The organism is Micromonospora sp. DT44 (assembly GCF_049841635.1).
In the GTDB taxonomy this organism is placed as follows: Bacteria; Actinomycetota; Actinomycetes; order Mycobacteriales; family Micromonosporaceae; genus Micromonospora.
In genome coordinates, this window is the sequence record NZ_JBNCKS010000032.1 from 59,575 (window position 1) to 84,072 (window position 24,498).

16 protein-coding genes and 1 pseudogene are annotated in these 24,498 nt (G+C 71.2%); 8 read left to right on the forward strand and 9 right to left on the reverse strand.

Features of this window, described 5'->3' with window-relative positions; genetic code table 11:
• Positions 1–70 precede the first annotated feature (70 nt).
• The 5 genes from ACLQ25_RS19405 to ACLQ25_RS19425 form a co-directional block, all read right to left on the reverse strand.
• Positions 71–1,108 (reverse strand): lactonase family protein, encoded by a 1,038-nt coding sequence (locus ACLQ25_RS19405; RefSeq protein WP_425732237.1) that lies wholly within the window; start codon positions 1,106–1,108, stop codon positions 71–73.
• Between the two features lie 113 nt (positions 1,109–1,221).
• The gene (locus tag ACLQ25_RS19410; RefSeq protein ID WP_425732238.1) at positions 1,222–1,824 is read right to left on the reverse strand and encodes a GTP-binding protein; all 603 of its coding nucleotides are present in this window, start codon (positions 1,822–1,824) and stop codon (positions 1,222–1,224) included.
• Positions 1,805–2,194 (reverse strand): DUF742 domain-containing protein, encoded by a 390-nt coding sequence (locus tag ACLQ25_RS19415; RefSeq protein WP_425732239.1) that lies wholly within the window; start codon positions 2,192–2,194, stop codon positions 1,805–1,807. The genes ACLQ25_RS19410 and ACLQ25_RS19415 overlap by 20 nt, the downstream gene beginning before the upstream one ends.
• The gene (locus tag ACLQ25_RS19420; protein WP_425732240.1) at positions 2,184–2,606 is read right to left on the reverse strand and encodes a roadblock/LC7 domain-containing protein; all 423 of its coding nucleotides are present in this window, start codon (positions 2,604–2,606) and stop codon (positions 2,184–2,186) included. Before ACLQ25_RS19420 ends, ACLQ25_RS19415 begins: the two co-directional genes overlap by 11 nt.
• A complete protein-coding gene (locus tag ACLQ25_RS19425; protein WP_425732241.1) occupies positions 2,606–5,053 on the reverse strand; it encodes a sensor histidine kinase in 2,448 nt (815 codons plus the stop codon). The genes ACLQ25_RS19420 and ACLQ25_RS19425 overlap by 1 nt, the downstream gene beginning before the upstream one ends.
• Before the next feature lie 417 nt (positions 5,054–5,470).
• Here ACLQ25_RS19425 and ACLQ25_RS19430 point away from each other — a divergent pair, with 417 nt between their 5' ends.
• From ACLQ25_RS19430 to ACLQ25_RS19450, 5 genes are all read left to right on the forward strand, one after another.
• On the forward strand, positions 5,471–6,070 hold the full coding sequence (locus ACLQ25_RS19430) for a hypothetical protein (RefSeq protein WP_425732253.1): 600 nt from the start codon (positions 5,471–5,473) through the stop codon (positions 6,068–6,070).
• Positions 6,071–6,081: 11 nt separating this feature from the next.
• Complete coding sequence (locus ACLQ25_RS19435; RefSeq protein WP_425732242.1) at positions 6,082–7,125, forward strand: hypothetical protein; 1,044 nt, start codon at positions 6,082–6,084, stop codon at positions 7,123–7,125.
• A 179-nt stretch (positions 7,126–7,304) separates the two neighbouring features.
• Complete coding sequence (locus ACLQ25_RS19440; RefSeq protein WP_357174641.1) at positions 7,305–8,963, forward strand: sodium:solute symporter family protein; 1,659 nt, start codon at positions 7,305–7,307, stop codon at positions 8,961–8,963.
• 15 nt (positions 8,964–8,978) lie between these two features.
• Complete coding sequence (locus tag ACLQ25_RS19445) at positions 8,979–9,287, forward strand: hypothetical protein (protein WP_357134217.1); 309 nt, start codon at positions 8,979–8,981, stop codon at positions 9,285–9,287.
• Positions 9,288–9,403: 116 nt separating this feature from the next.
• Positions 9,404–9,787, forward strand: coding sequence for a hypothetical protein (locus tag ACLQ25_RS19450; protein ID WP_425732243.1), 384 nt, complete (start codon positions 9,404–9,406; stop codon positions 9,785–9,787).
• Positions 9,788–9,915: 128 nt separating this feature from the next.
• On the opposite strand, the gene ACLQ25_RS19455 is transcribed toward ACLQ25_RS19450, so the two are convergent.
• Complete coding sequence (locus tag ACLQ25_RS19455; RefSeq protein WP_425732244.1) at positions 9,916–11,739, reverse strand: glycoside hydrolase family 6 protein; 1,824 nt, start codon at positions 11,737–11,739, stop codon at positions 9,916–9,918.
• A 591-nt stretch (positions 11,740–12,330) separates the two neighbouring features.
• Here ACLQ25_RS19455 and ACLQ25_RS19460 point away from each other — a divergent pair.
• Both ACLQ25_RS19460 and ACLQ25_RS19465 read left to right on the forward strand, forming a co-directional pair.
• On the forward strand, positions 12,331–13,512 hold the full coding sequence (locus ACLQ25_RS19460) for a hypothetical protein (RefSeq protein ID WP_425732245.1): 1,182 nt from the start codon (positions 12,331–12,333) through the stop codon (positions 13,510–13,512).
• Position 13,513: 1 nt separating this feature from the next.
• The gene (locus ACLQ25_RS19465; protein WP_425732246.1) at positions 13,514–14,203 is read left to right on the forward strand and encodes a class F sortase; all 690 of its coding nucleotides are present in this window, start codon (positions 13,514–13,516) and stop codon (positions 14,201–14,203) included.
• Between the two features lie 71 nt (positions 14,204–14,274).
• Here ACLQ25_RS19465 and ACLQ25_RS19470 read toward each other — a convergent pair whose 3' ends face one another.
• Positions 14,275–19,356: an NAD-glutamate dehydrogenase gene (locus ACLQ25_RS19470; RefSeq protein ID WP_425732247.1), complete on the reverse strand. Its 5,082-nt coding sequence runs from the start codon at positions 19,354–19,356 to the stop codon at positions 14,275–14,277.
• Between the two features lie 286 nt (positions 19,357–19,642).
• On the opposite strand from ACLQ25_RS19470, the gene ACLQ25_RS19475 reads away from it, so the two are divergent.
• Complete coding sequence (locus ACLQ25_RS19475) at positions 19,643–21,607, forward strand: penicillin-binding transpeptidase domain-containing protein (protein WP_425732248.1); 1,965 nt, start codon at positions 19,643–19,645, stop codon at positions 21,605–21,607.
• A 669-nt stretch (positions 21,608–22,276) separates the two neighbouring features.
• Here ACLQ25_RS19475 and ACLQ25_RS19480 read toward each other — a convergent pair.
• Positions 22,277–23,258 (reverse strand): annotated as a pseudogene (locus tag ACLQ25_RS19480) (arginase family protein); the annotation flags it as partial.
• An 84-nt stretch (positions 23,259–23,342) separates the two neighbouring features.
• Complete coding sequence (locus ACLQ25_RS19485) at positions 23,343–24,263, reverse strand: tetratricopeptide repeat protein (RefSeq protein WP_425732249.1); 921 nt, start codon at positions 24,261–24,263, stop codon at positions 23,343–23,345.
• Between the last annotated feature and the right edge of the window lie 235 nt (positions 24,264–24,498).

Genomic DNA, 24,498 nt, shown 5'->3' on the forward strand with positions numbered 1-24,498 from the left:
GTGACGAATCGGCCCCACGGCGTTGCCAAACCTGTCGCGCTCTCGCATTCGCTTCCGTCATTCCGTCCGCTCACGGCAGGACGCACGTCGGGCTCGCCAGCGGTACGGGCTCGCCCACCGGAGCCGGTACGCCCGTGCTCGGGTCACGTCGGAGCACCCGGACCATGTCCGCCCGCTCGTCGGCGACGTAGAGATGCTCGCCGATCAGCGCGAAGTGTCGCGGCCACTCCCCGCCGGTGTCCACCTCGGACACCAGCGCGGGCAGCTCACCGGTCAGGTCGAAGACGGCGATGGTGCCGATACCGCGGTTCGCGACGTAGAGAAGACGCCCGTCCGGGTCGACAGCGACCTCCGAGGGCTGGACGTGACCGGTCCGCCCGCTGGCGTCGACCCGGCCACGCTGGTGCAGTGACCCGTCCTCGGACAGCTCGTACGCGGTGACCGTGGCGTCCAACTCGCCGACCAGGTAGCAGCGCCGACCGTCGGGGTGACGGGCCAGGTGCCGGGGCCCGACGCCCGGCGCCGTACGCATCCGCGGGCCGCGTGGCACCAGCCGCCCGCTCGCGTTGTCCAGGTCGTACCGGTAGACCGAGTCGGTGCCGAGGTCCACCGCCAGCAGGGGCTCGGAGTCCCGGCCGGGAGAGACCATGTGGGCGTGCGCCCGCTCCTGGCGTTCCGGGTCGGCGCCGTGGCCCTCGTGCACCACGAGATCGGTGCGCTCGCCGGGCACGCCCTGCTCGTCGAGCGGGAAGACCGCGACGCTTCCGCTGCCGTAGTTGGCCGCCACCAGGTGCCCACCGTCAGGCAGCACCGCCAGGTGGCAGGGCTCGGCGCCGCCGGTCGAGAAGCTGCCGAGCGCGTCCAGCGCGCCGTCCGAGGAGACCTGCCAGGCGCTGACCAGACCGTCGGTCAACTCGTTGACCGCGTAGAGCACCGGCCGCGTGGGGTGCCGCGCGAGGAACGACGGCGACGGCGTGACCGCCACCGTGCCGAGCGGGGTCAGTGCTCCGGTGGCCGGGTCGCGGCGTGCGGCGACGATGCCGTCCGCCCGCCCGCCGCTCTGCGCGGTGTAACCCCCGATGTGGACGATCTCGCCCGGACCAGTCACGCTGCACCCCTTCGCCGGCATCCTGGAGTAGATCCAACCAGAGCTGCCCAGGAAGCCGACCGGCTAACCGGCTTTTCGACGCCGGGGCGGTCCGCCGGACACGCGCTGGCGGTTCAGGAGGCCGACACCGGCTCGCCGCGCTGCCGCGCCACGTGCTCGACCAGGGAGATCAACACCAGCTTGCCGGACTGTCGGTCCCGGGCGTCGCAGAGCACCATCGGCACGTCCGGGTCCAGGTCGAGCGCTCGGCGTACGGTCTCCAGGTCGAAGCGACGGGTGTCCTCGAAACAGTTCACCCCCACCACGAACGGGATGCCACGCTGCTCGAAGTAGTCGATCGACGGGAAGCAGTCGGCCAACCGCCGGGTGTCGGCCAGCACCACCGCGCCGAGCGCACCGAAGGCCAGTTCGTCCCAGAGGAACCAGAACCGGTCCTGGCCGGGGGTGCCGAACAGGTACACCTGGAGGTCGTCGTTGATGGTGATCCGACCGAAGTCCATCGCCACCGTGGTGGTGGTCTTACCCTCCACCCCCGAGAGGTCATCGGTGCCGATGCCGGCGTCGGTCAGCACCTCCTCGGTCTGCAACGGCCGGACCTCGCTCAACGCGCTCACCAGCGTCGTCTTGCCGGCGCCGAAGCCCCCCGCGATGAGGATCTTCAGTGCCAGCGGAACGGTGACGGCTGAGCCCGCATGGTCATAGCGCACGGAGTCCACTGACCACCGCCTTGAGGATGTCGTCGTTGGGAAGATCGCGGCTGGCCGGCGGTTCGTGCACCGCGACCAGGCCCTGCGCGAGGAGGTCGCCGAGCAGCACCCGGATCACACCGACCGCGAGGTCCAGCTCGGCCGCCAGCTCGGCCACCGACACCGGGTGTCCGGCCAACGCGACCAACCGCCGGTGCTCCGGCGGCAACTGCGGGTGGGCCGCCGGGTCGAGGTCCGCGGCGGCCAACACGAACGCGACCAGGTCGAAGCCGTCGGCCCCGGAGCGCACCCGGCCGCCGGTGAGCGTGTACGGACGGACCACCGGGCCCGCGTCGCCGTCCAGCCACTCGTGCTGGGGGCCGGGCGGCTCAGCCCGCATCACCGACGCCCGCGGGCGGTCGGGCCGACGCGGTCAGGTTCTCCCCGACACGGATGACCAGCATCGCCATCTCGTACGCGACCAGGCCAATGTCCGCGTCCGCGTCGCTCACCACGGCCAGGCAGGCGCCCTGGCCGGCGGTGGTGACGAAGAGGTACGCCGATTCCATCTCCACCACGGTCTGCCGGACCGGACCACCGTCCACGTGGTGGCTCGCGCCCCGAGCCAGGCTGGAGAAGCCGGCGGCGAGCGCGCAGAGGTGCTCGGCGTCGGCGCGTTCCAACTCGGCCGAGGAGCCGAGCAGTAGTCCGTCGGCGGAGAGCACGACCGCCTCCCGGGCGGCCGGCACCCGCTGCACCAGCTCGTCGAGCAACCAGTCGAGGCTGGCGCTCTGCTTCGTCGTTTCCCGCACTAGGCGTCCCTCTCAGTCACTGTCGGTTCGAAGGCCTTCGGGGGCGCGGAGGATCCCGAATCGGCAGCGGACCCGGTCTCCGGGGTCGCCGCGGATCGCTGAGCCGGGACCGCCGTCGGCGCAGCGGCCGGGATCGCCGGCGCTGCGGAGGGCGGAGGCGCGGGGGCGGAGGTCGGAGCCGCCGGGGCGACCACGGTCGCCCGACCCCGGGCGGTGCCGGCCTGCAGGGACGCCATCACCCGGCGTACCTCCTCCGGCGAGCGGGGCGACGGCGTGTCGGCGGCGGCGGGCCGGGGCAGGGCGTTGGGGGTACGTCGCCGTACCCGCCGGGGCAGCCCCTCCAGGTCGTCCGCCGTCCCGTCGGAGGGCAGCTCGTCCGTGGCGGCCGGCAGATCGGACGCCAGGCCCGTGGGCAGGACGAGGGTGGTCGGGTCACTGGTGACGACCGGGGCCGAGGTGGTACGACCGGCGCGCGACCGGGGTGCCGTCGTCCGGCGTACGGGTCGGGTCAGTCGCCGGTCACCGGGCGCGGCGTCGAGCGACGCCGGGTCGGGGCCGGCCGGTGGCTCGGCGGTGACCAGGTCGGTGGGGATCAGCACCACGGCGGTGACGCCGCCGTCCTCGGGGGACCGCAGTCGCACGCGTACGGAGTGCCGCGCCGCCAGCCGGGCCACCACGAACAGACCGAGGCGGGCGCTCTGCGCCGGATCGAACTCGGGCGAGCTGGTCAGCCGGGTGTTGGCGTTCTCGAGCGCGGTGGCGGACATGCCCAGCCCCTGATCGGTGACCGACAGGACGTACCCGTCGGCGACCTGCTCCCCGGTGATGGTCACCCGCGTGTCCGGCGGGGAGAAGGCGGTGGCGTTCTCGACCAGCTCGGCGAGCAGGTGGATGATGTCGCCCACCGCCCGGCCCAGCACACCGGCCGGCTGTACGACGGTGATGTCCACCCGGTCGTACGCCTCGACCTCGCTGATCGCCCCGCGGACCAGGTCGACCATCGCGACCGGGTTGCGCCACCCCCGGCCCGGCGCGGAGCCGGCCAGGATGACCAGGTCCTCGGCGTGCCGGCGGAGCCGGGTGGCCAGGTGGTCCACCTGGAACAGCTCGGCCAGCTCGTCCGGGTCCTCGGCGCGGCGCTCCATCCGGTCCAGCAGGTGCAACTGCCGGTGCACCAGGCCCTGGCTGCGGCGGGCGATGTTGAGGAACACCTCGTTGAGCCCTCGGCGCAGGGTGACCTCGTCCACGGCTGCCTGCACGGCGGTGCGCTGCACCTCGGTGAAGGCCCGCCCGACCTCGCCGATCTCGTCGTGGCCGTACTCCAGGGGTGGCGCCTCCCGGGCGACGTCGACGTGCTCGCCGCGACGTAGCCGCGCCACCACGTCGGGCAGCCGGTGCTCGGCCAGTTCGAGGGCGGCGGTACGGACTCCGCTGAGCCGCCGGACCAGGGTGCGGCCGACGCGCAGCGCCACCAGCACCGAGACCACGACGGCGACGAGACCGAGCACCCCGGCGGCGGCGAGCCGGACCAGGATCCCGACCGCCATCGGCACCGAGCGGTCGGTGAGGTTGTCGGCCTCGGCCAGCTCGAAGTCGCGCAACTCCTGCTGCACGGCGTCGTGGCTGGCCTGCCACACGGCGGCGTCCACCGGTGGCCGACCGGACCGGTTGGCACCGATCAGCGCGTCCTGCATGGCCCGCAGGCTGGTGAAGTCGGGACTCTCGGTCAGCCGCTGGTACGCGGCGCGTGCGGTCTCGGGCAGGTCTGCCACCGCGCTCTCGGTGAGCCATCGCTGGTTGCCGATGGTTTGCACGAGCAGCGCGTGCTCTCCGTTGGCGAACTTCCCGGCGGTCAGCACACCGGCCAGCATCGCGTCGGTCTGGCCCAGCAGCTCGCGGGAGCGGCCCAGCGTGGTGAGGGCCAGCGCCTGCCGGTTGATGGCGGGGTCACTCAGGTTCGCCAGGGCGGAGAACGCCTGGAAGGCCGCCGAGACCATGCCGCTGTAGAGGCCGATCGCGCCCGCGCGGTCCATCATCCCGTCGTCGATGAAGTCCCGTCCGGTCGGCAGCGCCGCCAGGGCGGTGACCAGCCGGTCGACGCGGTCCTCCAGCAGGTCGTCGGCGGCGGAACGCAACGCCTCCCCGTCGACCCGGCGACGCAGCTCGGCGACCGCCCGGTCGGTACGCAGGCGCTGCTCGGCCAACGCGGGCAGTTCGGTGTCGCCGGCGAGCTGCACCACCGAGAGGCGACGCTCGCGTTGCAGCTCGGTGACCACCGCCTCGCCGGGGCGTCCCAGGTCGTAGAGGAGGGTGCGCGCGGAGAGCAGGTTCAGGGCGGGGCCGAAGGTCAACGTCGTCGCGAAGATCCACAGCGCGAGGAGCGCGGTCACCGGCGCGACGACCAATGCGGTCAGCTTCGAGCGGATAGGCCAGTCGCGGGTTCTCATCAGACCTCGCCCGTCAAGGGTGGCAGGAGGGGCGCCGGCACCGCCGGGCAGCGCGCTCGCCGGTCGCGTACCCGGTCGTCGGGCCGGGCACCGGCGCGCGCGCCTTGGGCAGGATACGTAATCACGCCCGGTTGCACTACCGCCGTCGAACGGCGTCCGGGCTGCGGAGCGCGCCTCGCGAGTACGGCAAGCGCCCCGCTGTCGCGCTCCCCGGGGCGCTGGTGCTGGGCGGGAAAGGATCAGACGTTGCCGGCGATGCCGTACGACGGGGGCCAGTCCGCCAACGCGGACTATCTGGAATGAGTCAGGTTTCTGTCAGCTACCGCCACGCCGGACCGTGATCGGCAAGGAAAGTCCCCCGGATCGGGATTGGCGATCAGTACGCGGAGGGAATACCAGATGACGAAGGAGGAGCCCATGTCGCCCACGCAGATAGTCGTCATCGTGCTCGTCGTGCTGGTGATCATCGCGGCGATCGCCGTGGCCGTCCGGACGATCGGTCGCCGCCGCGCGCTGCAGAGCCGGTTCGGACCGGAGTACGACCGGGTGGTGCAGGAGCAGGAGAGCCGGTCCGCCGCGGAGCGTGAGCTACGCGACCGGGAGCGCCGGCACGCCGAGCTCACGCTCACCCCGCTCAGCCCGGAGTCGCGGGCGCGGTACGCCGCCGCCTGGGAGGAGCTCCAGATCCGCTTCATCGACTCGCCGGGTGAGACCGTGGGCGACGCGGACGAACTGGTCACCCGACTCATCGAGGAGCGGGGCTACCCGACCGGTGACTTCTCCGACCAGATCGCCCACCTCTCCGTCGAGCACGCCCGCACCCTGACCAACTACCGGGACGCGCACGAGATCCACCTGCGCAACTCGCGGGGTGAGGCGAGCACCGAGGAGCTGCGTCAGGCGGTCGTGCACTACCGGGCCCTCTTCGCCGACCTGCTCGGCGAGGAGCCCGTCGGTCAGGGCACACCCGAACAGCGTTCCCACCCGGACACTCCGCACGACGCCACGAGCCGCTGAGGAGGCCACCGATGCGCCACGAAGAGCAGCAGGTGAGCAACGACCATCCGGAGGCCGTCCGGTCCGCGCCGGTGCCGGTCCCGCCGACCGGTGACCGGGCCGCCCACTCGGACGTACCCGAGGACTCCCTGGACGACCGGGGCACCTTCGACGATCCGACCATCGGCGACGAACGGAGCGCCGACGACGTCCCGACCACCGACCACGAGGGGGCCAACGGCACCGATCCGGACGTCCGGCATGACCGGGCCGACGACGAGGGTGGCTTCCACGAGCCGGGTCCGCTGCCGACCGCGTTCGGCGCCACCACGGTCGCCGACGCGGTGGCCGCGTCCGCCCTGGCCAGCCCACGCCCGCAGGACCAGCCCGACCCGCGGGCCGAGCGGACCGCCGCGCCGGGCGACGGCGCCGAGGACGGCGAGCGGGAGGGCCTGCGCGCCGACCCCACCGCCGAACTGCACCGCCGCGACGGCTTCGCGGAGACCGACGGTGACACGACACCGGACGCCGACGAGGCGGCCGACCTGGACATCGACGACCGACCGGACCGGACCGACAGCGCGCGAACCGTCGTCGTGCCGGGGAGCACGGAGGGCGCGCCGGAGCGCCGGAGCGACCTGACCGACTGGGAGGGCGATCCGGACGCGGCCACGGCGGGCGCGGCCGGCTACGGCAGCGCGTCGCCGGAGCTGGTGGACCCGGACGCGGACGGCGAACCGGTCGTCGCCGCAACCTCGCTGGAGTCGGCCGGCACCTCGCGACCCGCCGGATCCACCGTCGCCACCGACGCGGCCACGCTCCTGGACGGGGACACCGCACAGGGTTTCCGGGACCGCTGGCGGGACGTGCAACTACGGTTCGTCGACGACCCGCACGCTGCGGCGGGCGAGGCGCAGGCCCTGGTCGAGGAGGCCATCCAGGCACTCGCCTCGGCGCTCGCGGCGCAGAAGAACACGCTGGGCGGCTGGCAGGACGCCGGCTCGGCGGACACCGAGCAACTGCGCATGGCGGTCCGTAACTACCGGGACTTCCTGGACCGCGTTCTGGGTCGCTGAGACGACACGATCGCAAGGGGCACTCCGGCCTGCGGGTCGGGGCGCCCCTTCGCGTGCGTGGACATCGCACGAGTGGGGGTGAATACACCGACCGCGACGCAGAGGCGTGAAACCTCGCGGAGCGGGTAATAGGGCGCGCGCATCGATTGCGGTGCCCACGTCGGACGAGGGGTGACGAGATGGACGGCGGCGGCCTCCGGCTCAACATGAACGGGCTGGACTACCTGATCCTCGCGCTGTACTTCGTCACCGTCCTCGGGGTCGGCTTCGCCGCCCGCCGGGCGATCCGGACCAGCGTCGACTTCTTCCTCTCCGGCCGTTCCCTGCCGGCCTGGGTGACCGGCCTCGCCTTCGTCTCGGCGAACCTCGGGGCACTGGAGATCATCGGCATGGCGGCCAACGGCGCCCAGTACGGCGTCATGACGGTCCACTACTACTGGATCGGCGCGGTGCCGGCGATGGTCTTCCTGGGCATCGTGATGATGCCCTTCTACTACGGCTCCAAGGTCCGCAGCGTCCCCGAGTACCTGCGGTTGCGCTTCAACCGACCGACCCACCTGCTGAACGCGCTCAGCTTCGCCGTCGCCCAGGTGCTGATCGCCGGTGTGAACCTCTACGCGCTGGCCCTGGTCATGCAGGCGCTGCTCGGCTGGCCGCTCTGGACGGCGATCGTGGTGGGCGCGGCGATCGTGCTGGCGTACATCACCATCGGTGGCCTGTCCGGGGCCATCTACAACGAGGTGCTCCAGTTCTTCGTCATCCTGGCCGGCCTCATCCCGGTCACGGTGATCGGTCTGGTCAAGGTCGGCGGCGTGAGCGGTCTGATGGACGCGGTCCGCGACTCGAAACTCGGCGAGGCGGGTCTGCACGCCTGGCAGGACACCGCCAGCACCGACAACCCCCTCGGCGCGCAGTGGATCGGCATCGTCTTCGGGCTCGGTTTCGTGCTCTCGTTCGGCTACTGGACGACGAACTTCGCCGAGGTGCAGCGGGCCCTGTCGGCCAAGAACATGAGCGCCGCCCGGCGTACACCGATCATCGCCGCGTACCCGAAGCTGTTCATCCCGCTGGTCACGATCATCCCCGGCCTCGTCGCCCTGGTGACGGTCAAGGGCCTCGGTGCGGAGAGCGGCGACCTGCAGTACAACAACGCCATCCCGCTGCTGATGCGGGACCTGCTGCCCAACGGCGTGCTCGGGGTGGCGGTCACCGGCCTGCTCGCGTCGTTCATGGCCGGCATGGCGGCCAACGTCAGCGGCTTCAACACCGTCTTCACCTACGACATCTGGCAGTCGTACGTCCGACGCGGCCGTTCCGACGACTACTACCTCCGGATCGGCCGGTGGGCGACCGTCGCGGCCGTGGTGATCGGCATCGGGACAGCGTTCATCGCCTCCGGGTTCAGCAACATCATGAACTACATCCAGGCGCTCTTCTCCCTGTTCAACGCGCCGCTGTTCGCCACCTTCATCATCGGCATGTTCTGGAAGCGGATGAGCGCCCTCGCGGGCTTCTGGTCGCTGCTGCTCGGCACCCTGGCGTCGCTGGCGACGTACCTGCTCTACAAGGGCGGCGTCATCGGCTTCAACTCCGACCTGGAGGAGAGCTTCTGGGGCGCCGGCATCGCGTTCGTCACCGTGGCGGTGGTCGCCGCCATCCTCACCCCGCTCACCGCGCCCAAGCGCGACGAGGATCTGCGCGGACTGGTCTACGGGATGGGCGGCGTCGACCTGAAGGGCGACGTGCTCGCCGGGGACGCCGTCTGGTACCGCTCCCCCGTGCTGCTCGGCCTGGTCGCGGTCGCGCTGGCCGCACTCTTCTACATCCCGGTCTTTTAGGAAAGGAGTCGGCAGATGAGCAACGACGGCCAGCCGGCGCAGGACCCGCTGATCGACGAGACACAGTCGGAGGAGCGTCGCTCCGCCGCCGCCCGTCTGTTCGACATCCGTCGCGTGATCGGTGGGCTCTTCGTGGCGTACGGGATCATCGTGACGCTGATCGGCATCTTCGACAGTCGAGCCGAGATCGACAAGGCCGAGGGTGTCCGCATCAACCTGTGGGCCGGCCTGGTGATGCTCGCCTTCGGGCTGGTCATGCTGCTCTGGCAGTGGCTGCGGCCGGCGGAGGCGCCTTCCGCGAACGAGCCCCAAGCCGACCACTGAACCCCGGTCCGCCGCCGGCGCCGTCCACCGGGACGGCGCCAGTGCCGCGCATGGGCACCCGCGCACGGGGTACGCGACGGGGATCAGGCACCGTGTCGGACACAGGAGGCAGGACCATGACCGATCGCGACCGCCGACCGCTGGAGGAGAGCCCGCAAACGGCCGCTGCGGTGGACGACGACAGCACCGTGCCGGAGCTGCGGACCGGGGGTGGCCCCGACCGCGACACGCCGACCTTCACCGAGCCCCGCGAGCGGCAGCCGGACCTCGCCCCGGACACCGACGACCTGCTCGGCGACCCGTACGCCGCCGGGACCGGCGCGACCGGGACGGGCACCGGCGCGGGCGGCGACAACATCCGTACCGGCGCCGAGCAGCCCTGGGAACCGGAGGACCTGGTGATGGCCCGTGGGCAGGACCTCACCCCGGAGAACCTGGACAAGGCCCGTCGCGACCTGGCCGAACACGGCCGCGCGGCGATCGAACGCACCGTGCCCTGACCCGGGACAGACGCGGAAAAGGGGGTCCCCGGCCCGACCGTGATGGTCGGACCGGGGACCCCGGGGAAACCTGCCTCCGGCAGTGCCTCACCTACTGCCGGAGGCAGGTTGGCGCGTGAGCTACCCGATCAGAGCGCCGGGTAGGCGTTCTGCATGAGCTCCCGGAACTGGGCCGAGAACCACGCACCGGAGATCGGCGCGTTCGCCAGCGCCCCGGTCGGGTTGTTGCCGTTACGGGCGTTGCCGCCGTACGTCGGGTCGCACATCCGGTCGAAGCCCTTGCCCTCGTTGTTCGGGATCTCCGCGCTGGAGCCGTCCGACTCACCCGGGGGCTTCACCCAGACGTAGGCGTCGATACCCGTGGCCGGGTTCGCCCGGGGCCGCTCGCCGAGACCAGCGCCGGCCTGGTTGCACCAGTTGCCGGCGTGCGCCCGGCGGTCGATCCGGCCACCGTTGACGTACGTGTCGACGCTGGTCGTCGCGCCCGGGCCGGTGGGCCGGTTGGCGCCGCCCCAGCCGTTGCGGGACGTGTCGATCAGCATGCCGATGTTGGAGTTGAAGCCAACCGAGATCAGCTTGGTCCGGAACGCCTGGGCGAACGACAGCTCGTCGACGTAGTAGTTCCAGTCGACCCACTTGGACTGCCGCACCGTCTGGCCGTTGACGTTGTCGGTGATCTTGAAGTTCGGCTCGACGAGCGCCGAGTAGTTCGCGGTGTTGGTGATGAAGCCGTGCACGTTGTTGACCGTGCTGCCGGAGGCGACGGCGGCGGTCTTCAGGATGTCGGCGGTCGGGCCGAAGTTGCTGTCCCAACCGAGCCAGCCGTGGTGCCCGGCGTCGATGTAGTTGTAGACGTTGCCGATCGCGCCCAGCTTGGCGAGGGCGTAGCCGACGCCGTTGACGTACGCGCCGTTGGCCTTGACCGTGTCACACATGACCGTGCCGCCAGCCTGACCGGACGTGTTGGTCACCAGGTTCGGCAGCGAGTCGATCTCGATGACGTTGATGATCCGCAGGTTCCGGTACTTCGAGTCGCTCTGGATCGCGGCGATCGGGTCGATGTACTCGGACTTGTAGCGGGGCAGCTCGTTCGGGCCCAGCTCGCCGTTCGAGGCGAGCGCGGAGCAGTCGCGGCCGGGCAGGTTGTAGATCACGAACTGGATGTAACCGGCGCCCTGACGCAGCGCCTCGTCCAGGTGGTCCTTCACCCCGAAGGCACCGTTGGAGCTGCTGTTCGGCGTGCCGTTGATCGCGGCGATCCGGTCCAGCCACACGGCGGTGGGGTTGTTCGAGACGCGGCTACCGCCGGGCTCGGCGTCCGCCTTGGCCTTCCACTCCGGGTTCACGTACCCGGGCACACCGGCGTACGGGTTGTCGACCTTGGTCCCGGGGGGCGGGGTGGTCGGCGGCGGTCCCGTCGTGGGCGGCGGGCTCGTGGGGGGAGGCGTGGTGGGGGGAGGCGTGGTGGGCGGAGGCGTGGTGGGCGGAGGCGTGGTGGGCGGCGGGGTGGTCGGGTTGCCGGTGCCACCGTTGCAGACCACACCGTTCAGGGTGAACGAGGTCGGCTTCGGGTTGCTGCCACTCCACGCGCCGTTGAACCCGATGCTCGTCGTCGCACCGGTGCCGAGGGTGCCGTTGTAGGACATGCTGCGGGCCGTGACCTGGCTGCCGGACTGGGTGTACGTGGCCGACCAGCCCTGCTGCACGCGCTGGCTGGAGTTGGGGAAGGTCCAGCCCAGCGTCCAACCGTTGACCGGGTCGCCGAGGTTCTTGATGGTGATGTTGGCGGTGAAGCCACCCTGCCAGTCATTGGTCGTGTACGCGATGTCGCACTGCGTCGCGGCCTGCGCCGCGGTGACCGGGATCGTCACCAGCCCGCCGGCGACCAGAACGCCCGCGCCGGCGAGCGCGAGGGTCCGGCGGGGGCCGGACAGCCTTCTCCACACATTCATGCCACTGATCTCCTTGGGCGAGACCGGGCCCGCGTACGGCCCGGCGAGACGGCCCGGCGGGCGTCCTGCACGGACGGCCTCCGGCGCCACGGGATTCTTTGGGGTGCCCGACCCGGACGGGCGGTGGTGGTGATTGGTGGTGATTGGCCGGCGCGTGGCCGACCGATCGGCGGCCAGATGTCGTCCGGTGAACCGGATGCCCTCGACGCCCCGCCTGCGCGGTGTGGCTCCCCCGAACCGCGTGCGCCGATTCTTGCATGGGAGCGCTTCCATGGCAATGGTTCGATGCGCCGGCACCCTCGACTCGGACGATACCCCCGAGGTGACGCGGGTGGCACCAGTCATCCGTTAACGGTCGAGCCCGGCTCGTATCGCGCGGCGAGTCGGGAATGCCGCGACCGACCCGGCCGGGCGGTGAGCGCCCGGCGCGGCACGGCGAGCAAAGAAAGCCGCGTATCACTCCTTCGCCTCTTACCACCAGCAAAGGTCAAAACGCGAATCTTTCACTTCATAAGTCGTGAAACGGTCTAACGTCGGTCTTAGCTCGGTTGTCGCCGGGCTCAGGACAACAGGGATGGAGTGACGCAGGTCATGGCTAAGAAGATGCTCGGGAAGGTCGTTGCGGGCGCCGCCCTCGGTGGCGCGTCCCTCCTGGTGTTCGCGCCGGGGATCGCGTTCGCTGACGGTCACCACGACGAGGACGGCAAGGTCTACGCCAAGCCGCACATCGTGAAGGCCGGCGACGAGGTCAAGCTCCTCGAGATCTGCCCGGATCGCCAGGAGCACGCCTACGTGTGGTCCAAGGTCACCGGCAAGGTCAAGCTCGAGCCGGCGCGCGACGACCGGGGCGAGGACCGCGGCGAGTGGAGCGAGGAGGACGACTCCTACGACCACGACGACAAGGGCAAGGACGAGCACGGCAAGGACGACAAGGGCAAGGACCACGAAGGCAAGGGCGACGAAGGCAAGGACGACAAGGGCAAGGACGACAAGGGCAAGGACGACAAGGGCAAGGGTGAGCACGGCGACGCCCAGCCCGGCGGCCAGGGCGGTGGCGCTGCCGCCGACGCCTACGAGGACGAGGACAGCAAGGACTGGAAGGGCGAGGAGCACGGCCAGGACGCCCAGGACGACGAAGGCAAGAAGGACTGGGAGTCCAAGGACGAGGACAAGAAGGACTGGGAGTCCAAGGACGAAGACAAGAAGGACTGGGAGTCCAAGGACGAAGACAAGAAGGACTGGGAGTCCAAGGGCCACGACTACGGCTCGGACGACGAGTACGGCTCGGACAAGAGCTGGGAGTCCAAGGGCCACGAGTCCGAGGACAGCGACTACGGCTCCGACGACGAGTACGGCTCGGACAAGAGCTGGGAGTCCAAGGGCCACGAGTCCGAGGGCCACGACTACGGCTCCGACGACGAGTACGGCTCGGACAAGAGCTGGGAGTCCAAGGGCCACGAGTCCGAGGACAGCGACTACGGCTCGGACAAGGGCTGGGACAAGGGCGGCCGCGACGACGAGCGCGAGTTCGTCTACTACGGCGAGGCCAAGGTCGACAAGGACGCCAAGCCGGGTCGCTACGAGCTCAAGGGCTCGTGCGGCGAGGGCGAACTGGTCGTCCTGCCCCACGGCGGGGTCGACGGTGGTGACGGTGGCGTCAGCACCGGCACCGACCGTGGCCTGGCCACCGGCGGCGCGAGCCTGCTCGGCGCTGCCGCGCTCGGCGGGATCGTGCTGATGCGTCGTCGGCGGACCGATGGTTCGCTCGCCTGACGTGACGGCGACACCGGCCGGCGGCCGTCACGGGAGACCGTGGCGTGCCGCCGGCGCGGCCGTCGTCGTCACCCTCGCCATGATCGGCGCCGGCATGATCGGCGCCTCGTTGCAGACCACGCCCGCTGCCCGACCCCCACAGCCACTGGCCCAGGCCGGCCCCGAGGTCACGGGGTCGGCGGTCCCCGACAGCGACATCCCACCCGTCGACGGCGAAGCCGCGCCGACCGCTCTGACCCGGTCCGCTCCGACCACCATCGAGATCCCCCGGATCGGCGTCGACGCGACGATCATGTCGCTGGGCACCAACCCGGACGGCACCGTCCAGGTCCCCCCGCTGGAGCAGGCCGACCAGGCTGGTTGGTACGAGCCGGGTGCCAGCCCCGGTGAGACCGGTAACGCGGTCATCGTCGGGCACGTGGACTCGGCGAAGCTCGGCCCGGCCGTCTTCTTCGACCTCGGCGCGCTCGTGCCCGGTGACACGATCACCGTGCGGCGGGCGGATGGCCAGCCGGCGACGTTCCGGGTCGACTCGGTGAAGTCGTACCCGAAGACGTCCTTCCCCACCGAGTTGGTCTACGGGCCGAACGACCGGCCCGGCCTGCGGGTGGTGACGTGCGGCGGCCAGTTCGACGAGACCGTGCGCAGCTACCCCGACAACGTGGTCGTCTTCGCCACCCTGGCGGCGTGACCAACCCGTACACGAAGCGGTCCGGCCGGTCGGGTCATCCCGACCGGCCGGACCGCGTCCGGCGTAGTGACTCAGACGGCGGCGGAGGTCCGCACCAGGGTGCGGATCTGGCGCAGCAGCACGGACAGGGCAGCGAGATCCGCCCGCGACTCGTCGAACTCCCCCATCGCCTGGCGGGCCCGGTGGATCGACGTGGCGTTCGACTGCTCCCACTGCTGCACCCGCTCGTGCGGCGGCAACTCGTCCCCGGTGGAGTCGAGCACCTCGGCGGTGAGCGCGGCCAACGCGGCGTACAGGTCGTAGCGCAGCGCCATCCGCGCGAGGGTCTGCCAGCGGTCCTCCCGCGGCAGCAGGGAGATCTTCGACAGCAGCGAGTCCACCCGGAACAGGTCGGAGAGCACGAAGTAGACCGAGGCCACCTCGCCGACGTCCCGTCTGCTGCGGGTCGCCGTCTCCACCACGTCCATCAGACCGAAGCTGTACATCAGCCGGGTCGCGCGTTCCGCCAGCTCGCGGGGCAGCCCACGCTCGGTCATCGAGTCGATGTGCGCGGCGATGCCCTGGCGCTCGTTGCCGTAGAACAGCTCCTCCAGCCCCGGCAACAGCCGGGTGACGCCGTCCCGCAACCGGGCGATCTCGGCCGGCACGTCGATCGGCGAGCGCCGGTTGGACACCAGCCACCGCACCGCCCGGTCGAGCAGCCGACGGGTGTCCAGGTAGACGCTCGTCTGCAACTCGGGCGCGACCTTGTTGTCCAGCGCCTCGACCGCGTCCCACAGGTCACGCAGGCCGAACACCTCGCTGACCACCACGTACGCGCGGATCACGTCCGCCGCGCTGGCCGCCGTCTCCTCGACCACCCGGAAGATGAACGAGATCCCACCCCGGTTGATCGCCTCGTTGACGAGCACGGTGGTGACGATGTCCCGGCGCAGCCGGTGCCGGCCCATCCGGTCGGCGAACCGCTCACGCATGGGCGTCGGGAAGTAGTTGACCAGCACATCGGTCGTCCACTCCTCGTCGGCCAGACCATCGGTGAGGATCTCCCGCTCCAGGACGATCTTCACATACGCGAGCAGCACCGCGAACTCCGGCGCGGTCAGCCCGGACTCGCTGCGAACCGCCAACTCCTCGTCCGGCGGCAGCGCCTCCAGGGCCCGGTCCAACCCGCCGGACCGCTCCAGCTCGTTGATCATCCGGCGGTGCACCGGGAGCAGCGAGGCGGCCTGCGCCTGGGCGTTGTTGATCGCCCGAGCCTGGTCGTAGTTGTCCCGCAGGACCAGCTCGGCGACCTCGTAGGTCATCCCGGCCAACAGCTCGTCCCGCTCGGCGGTGGTCAGCTCGCCGTCGGCCACCGCCGTGTTGAGCAGGATCTTGATGTTCACCTCGTGGTCGGAGGTGTCCACACCGGCCGCGTTGTCGATGAAATCGGAGAAGATCCGGCCGCCGGTCAACGCGTACTCGATCCGGCCGAGCTGGGTCCAGCCCAGGTTGCCGCCCTCGCCCGCGACCCGGCACCGCAGGTCGCGCCCGTCCACCCGGATCGCGTCGTTGGACTTGTCGCCCACCTCGGCGTTGGTCTGGGTGGACGCCTTGACGTAGGTGCCGATGCCGCCGTTCCAGAAGAGATCCACCGGGGCGGTGACGATCGCCTTCATCAGCTCCTGCGGCGACAACTGCGTGACCTCGCCGTCCAGGCCGATGGCCGCCCGGACCTGCGGCGTGATCGGGATGGACTTCGCGGTACGCGGGAAGATGCCACCGCCGGCCGAGATCAGCTCCGGGTTGTAGTCCTCCCAGGAGGAGCGGGGCAGGTCGAACAGCCGCCGCCGCTCCGCGTACGAGGTGGCGGCTTCCGGGTCCGGGTCCAGGAAGATGTGCCGGTGGTCGAACGCGGCCACCAGCCGGATGTGCTCCGAGAGCAGCATCCCGTTGCCGAACACGTCGCCGGACATGTCGCCGACGCCCACCACCGTGAAGTCCTGGGTCTGGGTGTCCAGGCCCAGCTCCCGGAAGTGCCGCTTCACGGACTCCCAGGCGCCACGGGCGGTGATGCCCATCTTCTTGTGGTCGTAGCCGGCCGAACCGCCGGAGGCGAACGCGTCGCCCATCCAGAAGTTGTGCGCCAGCGAGATCTCGTTGGCGATGTCCGAGAACGTCGCCGTGCCCTTGTCCGCCGCGACCACCAGGTACGGGTCGTCGCCGTCGTGCCGGACCACGTCGTCGGGCGGCACGATCTGCCCGCTGACGATGTTGTCGGTGACGTCGAGCATCGCGCCGACGAACTCCTGGTAGCAGGCGACCGCCTCGTCGCGGTCCCCCGGCTTCTGCTTCAGCACGAAGCCGCCCTTGGCGCCCACCGGCACGATCACCGTGTTCTTCACCATCTGCGCCTTGACCAGGCCCAGCACCTCGGTCCGGAAGTCCTCCCGACGGTCGGACCAGCGCAACCCGCCCCGGGCCACCGGCCCGAACCGCAGGTGCACGCCCTCGAACCGGGGCGAGTACACGAAGATCTCGAACTTCGGTCGGGGCGCCGGCAGGTCCGGGATGGCCTGCGGATCGAGCTTGAACGCCACGTACGCCTTCGGCCGCCCGCCGACCGGCTTCTGGTAGAAGCTGGTCCGCAGGGTCGCCTCGATCAGCGTCAGGTACGAGCGCAGGATCCGGTCCTGGTCGAGGCTCGCCACGTCGTCGAGCGCGCCCCGGATCGTCTCCACCAGCTCGCCGCTGCGTTGCTGCCGCTGCTCGGCGCTCAGCTCACCCGGCGCGAACCGGGTCTCGAACAGCTCCACCAACAGGCTGGCGAGCTTCGGGTACGCGATGAAGGTCTGCTCCATGTAGTCCTGCGAGAAGACCGTGCCGGCCTGCCGCAGGTACTTCGCGTACGCCCGCAGCACCACCACCTGCCGCCAGGTCAGTCCGGCGCGCAGCACCAGCTCGTTGAACCGGTCCACCTCGGCCTCGCCGCGCCAGGCCGCCGCGAACGCGTTCTCCACGTGCGGACGGACCTCGGCCAGCTCGTGGTGCCCCTCGGGCAGCATCAGACCGAAGTCGTACAGGTAGACCCGACCGTCGATCCGGTCCACCTCGTACGGGTGCTCGTCGACCACCCGTACGCCGAGCGAGTGCAGCACGGGCAGCACGGCGGAGAGCATCATCGGCTCCCCGTACCGGTAGACCTTGAACCGCACGTTCATGTCGTCGGGCAGGTCGGCGCCCGGCACGCGGGTGCCCGGCCGGGGCGCGAGCTGCTTGCGGAACAGGTGCATCTCGATCTGGCCGGGCTCCTCCAGCAGCTCCAGCTTGGCCAGGTCCTTCATCGCCTCGTACGGCGTGTGCCCGTCCTTGTAGCCCTCCGGGAACGCGTCGGCGTACCGGGCGAACAGGTGCTTGGCCTGCTCGTCGCCGAGCTTGCGCTCCAGCACCAGCCGGTAGTCGTCGTCCCAGAGCCGGGTCGCGTCGGCCAGCTCCTCGGCCAACAGGTCGGCGTCGATCTCGCCGGGCGGCCGGGTCGGGTCGGTGCGGACGATGAAGTGGATCCGGGCGAGCATCGACTCGGTGACCCGGGTCGTGTAGTCCACCCCGACACCGTTCAGCTCACGCAGCAGGATGTCCTGCATGCGCAGCCGGTTCTGCGTCGTGAACCGGTCGCGGGGCAGGTAGATCAGACAGGAGATGAACCGCCCGTACGCGTCGCGGCGCAGGAACACCCGCAACTGCCGGCGACCCGCCATCCGCAGCACGCCGATCACCGCGTGGTACAGGTCGTCGGTCTTGATCTGGAACAGCTCGTCGCGCGGGTAGGTCTCCAGGATCTGGAGCAGGTCCTTGCCGGAGTGGCTACGCCGGCTCAGGCCGGAACGGTCGAGCACCTCGGCGACCTTGCGTCGCACCACCGGCAGTTCCCGGACGCTGGTCCGGTACGCGGCGGTGGAGAACAGCCCCAGGAAACGCCTCTCGCCGATGACCTCGCCGGCCTCGTTGAAGATCTTGAAGCCGATGTAGTCCAGGTACGCCGAGCGGTGCACGGTGGCCCGCGAGTTGGCCTTGGTGATGATGAGCAGGCGCTTCTCCAGCACCTTCTCGTGTGCCTCGGGCGTCATCGAGGCCAGCGACCGGGCATCCGGGGAGTCCGAGCGCAGGATGCCCAGCCCGGTGCCGAGCACCGCTTCGAGGGCCTTGCCGTCCACCGGGTCCGCGGGGTTTCCGTCGGGTGCGTCGACCAGGCGGTACTCGCGGTAGCCGAGGAACGTGAAGTGGTCGTGCGCGAGCCAGCGCAGCAGCTCCACCGAGTCGGTGATGTCCTTTTCCGGCACGGGCGGGCGGTTGTCCGAGGTACGGGCCGAGGCCAGCTCGTCGGCGAGCGCGAGGGCCCGCTGACGCATCTTCGGCCAGTCCTCCACGGCCTCCCGTACGTCGGTGAGCACCCGTTGCAGCTCACCGACCAACCGTTCCCGCTCGGCCGCGTCCCGGACCGGGTCGATCTCGATTCGCATCCAGCTCTCGACGATGTCGCCGGCGATCGCGTCGTCCGGCTCCACGTCCGCCGAGACCTCGGAGAGGCGACCCAGCGGCTCGCGCCGAACCACCACCAGCGGGTGCACCAGCAGGTGTACGTCCAGGTGGTACGAGTTGAGCAGCGCGGTCACCGAGTCGACCAGGAACGGCATGTCGTCGGTGACGATCTCGACGACGGTGTGGTGCTGGTCGGCGTGCGGCTCGTGGATGCGCAGCTTCAACTCGCCGGGCACCCGCTGCTGCGCGAGGTCCCGGTGCGCCCGGGCCGCGTCGAGCATCTCCTCCGCCGTGAACCCGACCAGCTCCTCGTCCGGGGCGAACCGCCAGAAGCGACCGACCAGGGTCGCCGCGTCGTGGTCGTCCCCGGCGAGCGCGACAGCCTGGGCCACCAGGCGCTCCGCGTTGGGGACCGGTTCGTCGAGCTCGGCGTCCTCCACGTCGTCGGCCAACGCCTCGGTCGGCAGACCCAGATCGTAGATGGTGTCGATGCTCGACCCGGTCAGCCCTGTGACGCCGGTGTCGAGCCGGCCGTAGCCGTCCCCGTCGGTCGCCGAATCGAAGCTGTCCTCGTCCCGCCCGGAGTCATCCGGTCGGAGGTCGGGTTCCGGTTTGATCGCCGGACGCCGGTCCATCGGTGCCACTCCCCTCGACCCACCGCGTTGTGGGTCACTCTGCCGCCCAGCCTAGGCCTGCCGTTTGCCGCCTTCGTCGGCGGACCACTGGCGGGACGTCCGGATCGGGACTTCGTCCTTTCACCCGTTGCGGGTCCGAGGTTGGCCGGTTGCGGGATACCCCGCCGCGCGATGTTCATCACACCGGCTCGGTCCGTCTTTCCGCACGTCGAGGACTTCCCGGGACGTTGGGGACAGCGTTCGCGTACTACCGTGCAGGGCAGCACGAGATCGGAAGGACCGCTTCATGACCTTGTCCTACCCCCGCCCAAACCGGTCGAACCGCACCCGCCGGGTGGCCGCGCTCACCGCGTCCCTGCTCACCGCCGGTGTGCTGGCGGCGTGCTCGGGAGACGACGGCCCGGAGCGCAGCGCCGACGCCTTCCTCGCCGGTTGGCGCAGTGGCGACCTGCAGGCAGTCGCCATGGTCGACTCGACCGGCGCGAAGACACCGGCGGCCGAGGTGAGCAAGGAGATCAAGGAGCTGTCCGGCGAGCTGGCCGGCACCCCGCCCACGCTGACCCGGCAGGGCGAGCCGAAGATCACGAAGAACATCGCGACCACCACCATCCGGGTGGACTGGTCGCTGCCGGGCCAGACCCACTGGACGTACGACCGGGAGCTGCGGCTCATCCAGGGCGACGACGACCAGTGGCGGGTGATGTGGGAGCCGCGGGTCCTCCACGAGCAGCTCACCAGGGGCGACCGGCTGGCGCTGCGCCGCGACGCCGGCCCGCGTGCCGGCGTGTTGGACGCGGCGGGCACGCCGATCGTGTCACCGCGCCCGATCGTGCGGGTGGGCGTGCAGCCCAACCAGGTCACCGACATCAAGAAGCTGGTCAAGGATCTCGACGCCGCCTTCAAGGCGATCCGTCCGGCTCTGGTCCCCGGCGTCGACCTGGCCGACCTTCCCAAGCGGGTCGCCGAGGCCGACCCGGGCGCGTTCGTCGAGGTGGTGACCCTGCGCGAGGACGCGTACAAGCAGATCAAACCTCGCATCTACGACCTGCCCGGCACCAAGTTCATCTCCGACAAGCTCGACCTCGCACCCACCCGGGAGTTCGCCCGCGCGCTGCTCGGCAGCGTCGACCAGGCGCAGGCCGACGACCTCACCGCCCACCCCGACAGGTACGTCGCCGGCGACCTCGTTGGACACGGTGGCCTGCAGGGCCGCTACGACGAGCGGTTGCGCGGCGCCCCCGGGCTGACCGTGCTGGTCGAGCGACCCACCGAGGATGGCAAGCTCGCGCCCACCGGCACCGAGCTGTTCCGCCGAGAACCCCAGCCGGGCCAGGCGCTGAAGACCACCCTGGACGTGGCCACCCAGAACGCGGCCGACGGGGCACTGCGCGCCGAGCCGCGCCGCTCCGCGCTGGTCGCGGTACGGGTCAGCGACGGCGCGGTACTCGCCGCCGCGAACGGTCCCGGCCCAGCCGGCGAGAACCTGGCGTTCAGCGCACAGGTACCGCCGGGCTCCACCTTCAAGATGGTGAGCGCGCTGGGCCTGCTGGACCGGGGCGCGGTCACTCTGGACGGCCCGGTGGAGTGCAAGAAGACCTTCACCGTCGACGGCCGGTCCTTCAAGAACTCGGACAACTTCGAGTTGGGCTCGGTGCCGTTCCGCACCGACTTCGCGAAGTCCTGCAACACGGCCTTCGCCTCGCTGGCGCCGAAGCTCGGCGGCGACGGGCTGGCCGCCGCCGGCCGGTCCCTGGGGCTGGAGGGGCAGTGGGACCTTGGCGTGGATGCCTTCACCGGCAAGGTCTCCACCGGCGGCAGCCCCGCCGAGCAGGCCGCCGCGTCGTTCGGCCAGGGCACCACGCTGGTCAGCCCCCTGGCCATGGCCGGTGCCACGGCAGCCGTCGCCCGGGGCCGCTTCGAGCAGCCGAAACTGCTGGTCGACCCGGCGCCGGCCAAGCCGGCCCCGCCCGGCGAGCAGCTCAAGCCCGAGTCCGTGACGGCGCTGCGCACGATGATGCGCGAGGTCGTCACCGCCGGCACCGCCAGCGCGCTCAAGGACGTTCCGGGCGGCGAGGTGTACGGCAAGACCGGCACCGCCGAGTTCGACGACAACCCGGCCCACACGCACGCCTGGTTCGTGGGCTGGCGGGGTGACGTCGCGTTCGCCGTGTTCGTGGAGAAGGGCGGCGCCAGCACCACCTCGGCCGTCCCGATCGCCGAACGCTTCCTCCGCGCCCTCCCCACGCCCTGACCCACCCGGGCAGGGCGCTGATCCACTCGGTTTCGCTGAAACCGGGGCGTCCAAGCCGTCCGGGCACCCCGGTTTCGCTGATACCGAGTGGATCACGGGTCGGGGGGCCGCGAGTGGGTCAGGCGGTGTCGGTCTGGGGCCCTTCGGCTCCGTTCTGGACCGGCGGAGAGGGCCGCCGCAGCAGACCCGGGCCGGCCGACGCGGGCGGACCGACCGGTTCGCGCTCGACCGTGGCCGCGATCTGCGCCGCGAGACCCGACGGCTCGCCCGTCGCCGCGATCTGCGCCGCAAGACCCGACGGCTCGCCCGTCGCCGCGATCTGCGCCGCAAGACCCGACGGCTCGCCCGCCGCCGCGATCTGCGCCGCCAGACCCGACGGCTCGGACGGGGACCGGTCGCGGATCACGGATGGCTCGGCCTCGGCCGTGACCTCGTCGGCCGCCTCACTCCTCGACACCGGCATGCGGGCGGAGCCGAGGCCGGGAGAGGCCGCGCGGGAGGTGTCGTCCTCGTCGAGGCCCTCGCCGTCGTACTCATCGAACCGGGCAGCGTCTGCGACGGTGCCCGCACCGCGATCAGGGCCGGTAGACCCCGGCACGCCCGCGGCACGATCAAGCCCGGCCGGGCCGCCGTGGCGCTCGGCACGGTCGGAGCGGCCGGCGGCCGTCGTCCGCTCGGTGGCGCGTCTCGCGGCGGGCGTGGGCCGGGGCGACAGCAGCCGCGGCGGCATCGCCTCCGGGGCGGTGACGGGAGCCAGACCGGCGACCACGGTGTTGACGATCTCGGCGGCGTACGAGCCGTCCGGGTCGTAGTCGGGGTCGAAGACGGTCAGTTCGACGCCGAGGCAGTGTGGTGTGTCGACCAGGCCGGCGAGCAGGATCTCCAGCTCGGCGAAGGCGATGCCGCCCGGGTCGGGGGCGTCGACGGCCGGCATCACCGCGGGGTCGAGGACGTCGACGTCGATGTGCACCCAGTAGCCAGCGCAGTCGGCGAGCTGCTCGTGTGCCCACTGGGCGGTCCGGGCGGCGCCCTCGGCGCGCAGCGCGGGAACCGGGCGGGTGGTGATGCCGGCGGCCTGGAGGTCGAGGCGGTACTCGTCCTGCGCACGGATGCCGAGCACCACCACGTCGATGTCGCGGAAGTAGGGCCGGCGACCCTCCAACGCGGCCAGGTCGGCCTGCCCGCGGCCGGTGACCAGGGCCAGGTCCTCCCCGGCGGCCGCGCCGACGTAGGAGGCGTTGCCGGGGTGCCGGAAGTCGGAGTGCCCGTCGACGAAGACCAGTCCGATCCGCCCGCCGACCGCCTCACCGAGGCGGTGCATGGCGAGCGCGGAGCCGAGCAGCACGGAACAGTCGCCACCCAGCACCACCGGGAACTCGCCCCGATCGATGATCGAGCCGATCCGCTCGGCGAGCGCGAGCGAGTAGTCGGCGATCTCCCGGGCGTGGCACACACCGTCCCCGGGCCGCCAGTCCCCGGGGTCGTACCGGGGTGGGGTGAGGCACCCGGCGTCGCGGGCCCGCAGCCGGGCCAGCAGGTCGTGGTCGCGCAGCGCGCCGGGCGCCTTGGCGCAGCCCGGCACGGAGGTGGACGTCGGCGGTCGCAGGCCGAGGTTTGTCGGCGCGTCGAGGACGGCGATCCGGCGCATCATGAGCTCCCGTCCCCGGTGGTCGGGCGGGCCGGCGAACCGCCGGCCCGCGCTGGCGTACTACGCACTCACAGTCGTGCTGCGGACTCAGAACAGGGCGCTGGCCAGTGCCCTACGGGCCGAGGCGACCGCCGGATCGTCCGGGCCGGCGATGGAGAAGAGCGACACCAGGTGCTGGCGGACCGTCTCGCGGTCCTCGCCGGAGGTGCGCCGGACCAGGCCGACGAGGCGGGCGTACGCCTGCTCGGCCAGCCCGCTGAGCACCTCGATGTCGGCGGCCAGCAGTTGGGCCGCGACGTCGTCGGGGGCGCTCTCGGCGGCGGCCAGCGCGGCGGCCGGGTCGGCGCCCGCCACCCGGCGTGCCACGCCGACCTGGGCGAGGCCCGCCGTAGCCGCGGCGTCCGCGGGGGCATCGGCGAGAATCTTGCGGTACGCCTGCTCGGCGGCGTCCAGGTCGCCGCTCATGAGCGCGTCGTCCGCCTCGTCGAGGCGCGGGTCCTCCGGCTCGGCGACGGTCACGCCGCCGGCCTTGAGAACGGCCTGGATCCACTGGCGGAGCTGGGCCTCGGGCACCACACCGGAGAAGGCGTCGATCGGCTGGCCGCCGACGACGGCGTAGACCGTCGGGATGCCCTGGACCCGGAACATCTGGGCGATCCGCGGGTTTTCCTGCGCGTCGACCCGGGCCAGCACCCAGGCGCCACCGCCCTCGGCTGCCAGCCGCTCGAGCACCGGGGCGAACTCGTCGCTCTCGGGGAAGCCGGCCGCGCCGAAGAAGACGATGACGGGCAGTGCCATCGACTGCTCGAGCACCGCGGACTGGATGGTCGCTTCGGTGACGTCGACGATGGAGGCGTTGTCGGCGGTCGGTGCGCCCGGCGTGCCGGCGGACGGGCCGCCCTGCGGGGGTGTGCCGGGGCGGGTACTGGCTGGTGCGGGGCCACGCAGCGTGCTGAGGTCGACCGCGCCGCGGGTGAAGATCGACGAGGTGATCCGTGGGTCGCTCATGGTTACCTAGTCTCGCACGTGGGCCCGCATTCCCGGCTCACCCACAACTCCAACGTCGCAACTCTCACGCCTGTCGGACAACGCGAAACGGCCCCTCGTGCCCAGCCCCGCCGATCTTGCGCTTTCGGTTGCCGATACGTCACTTTTGCGGCCTATACCGCGACAGAAAGTGCAAGACGCTTCTATGTACGTGGTGATCGGTTCGGCTGGTTGCCGCTAGGTTCGGCGTCGATGA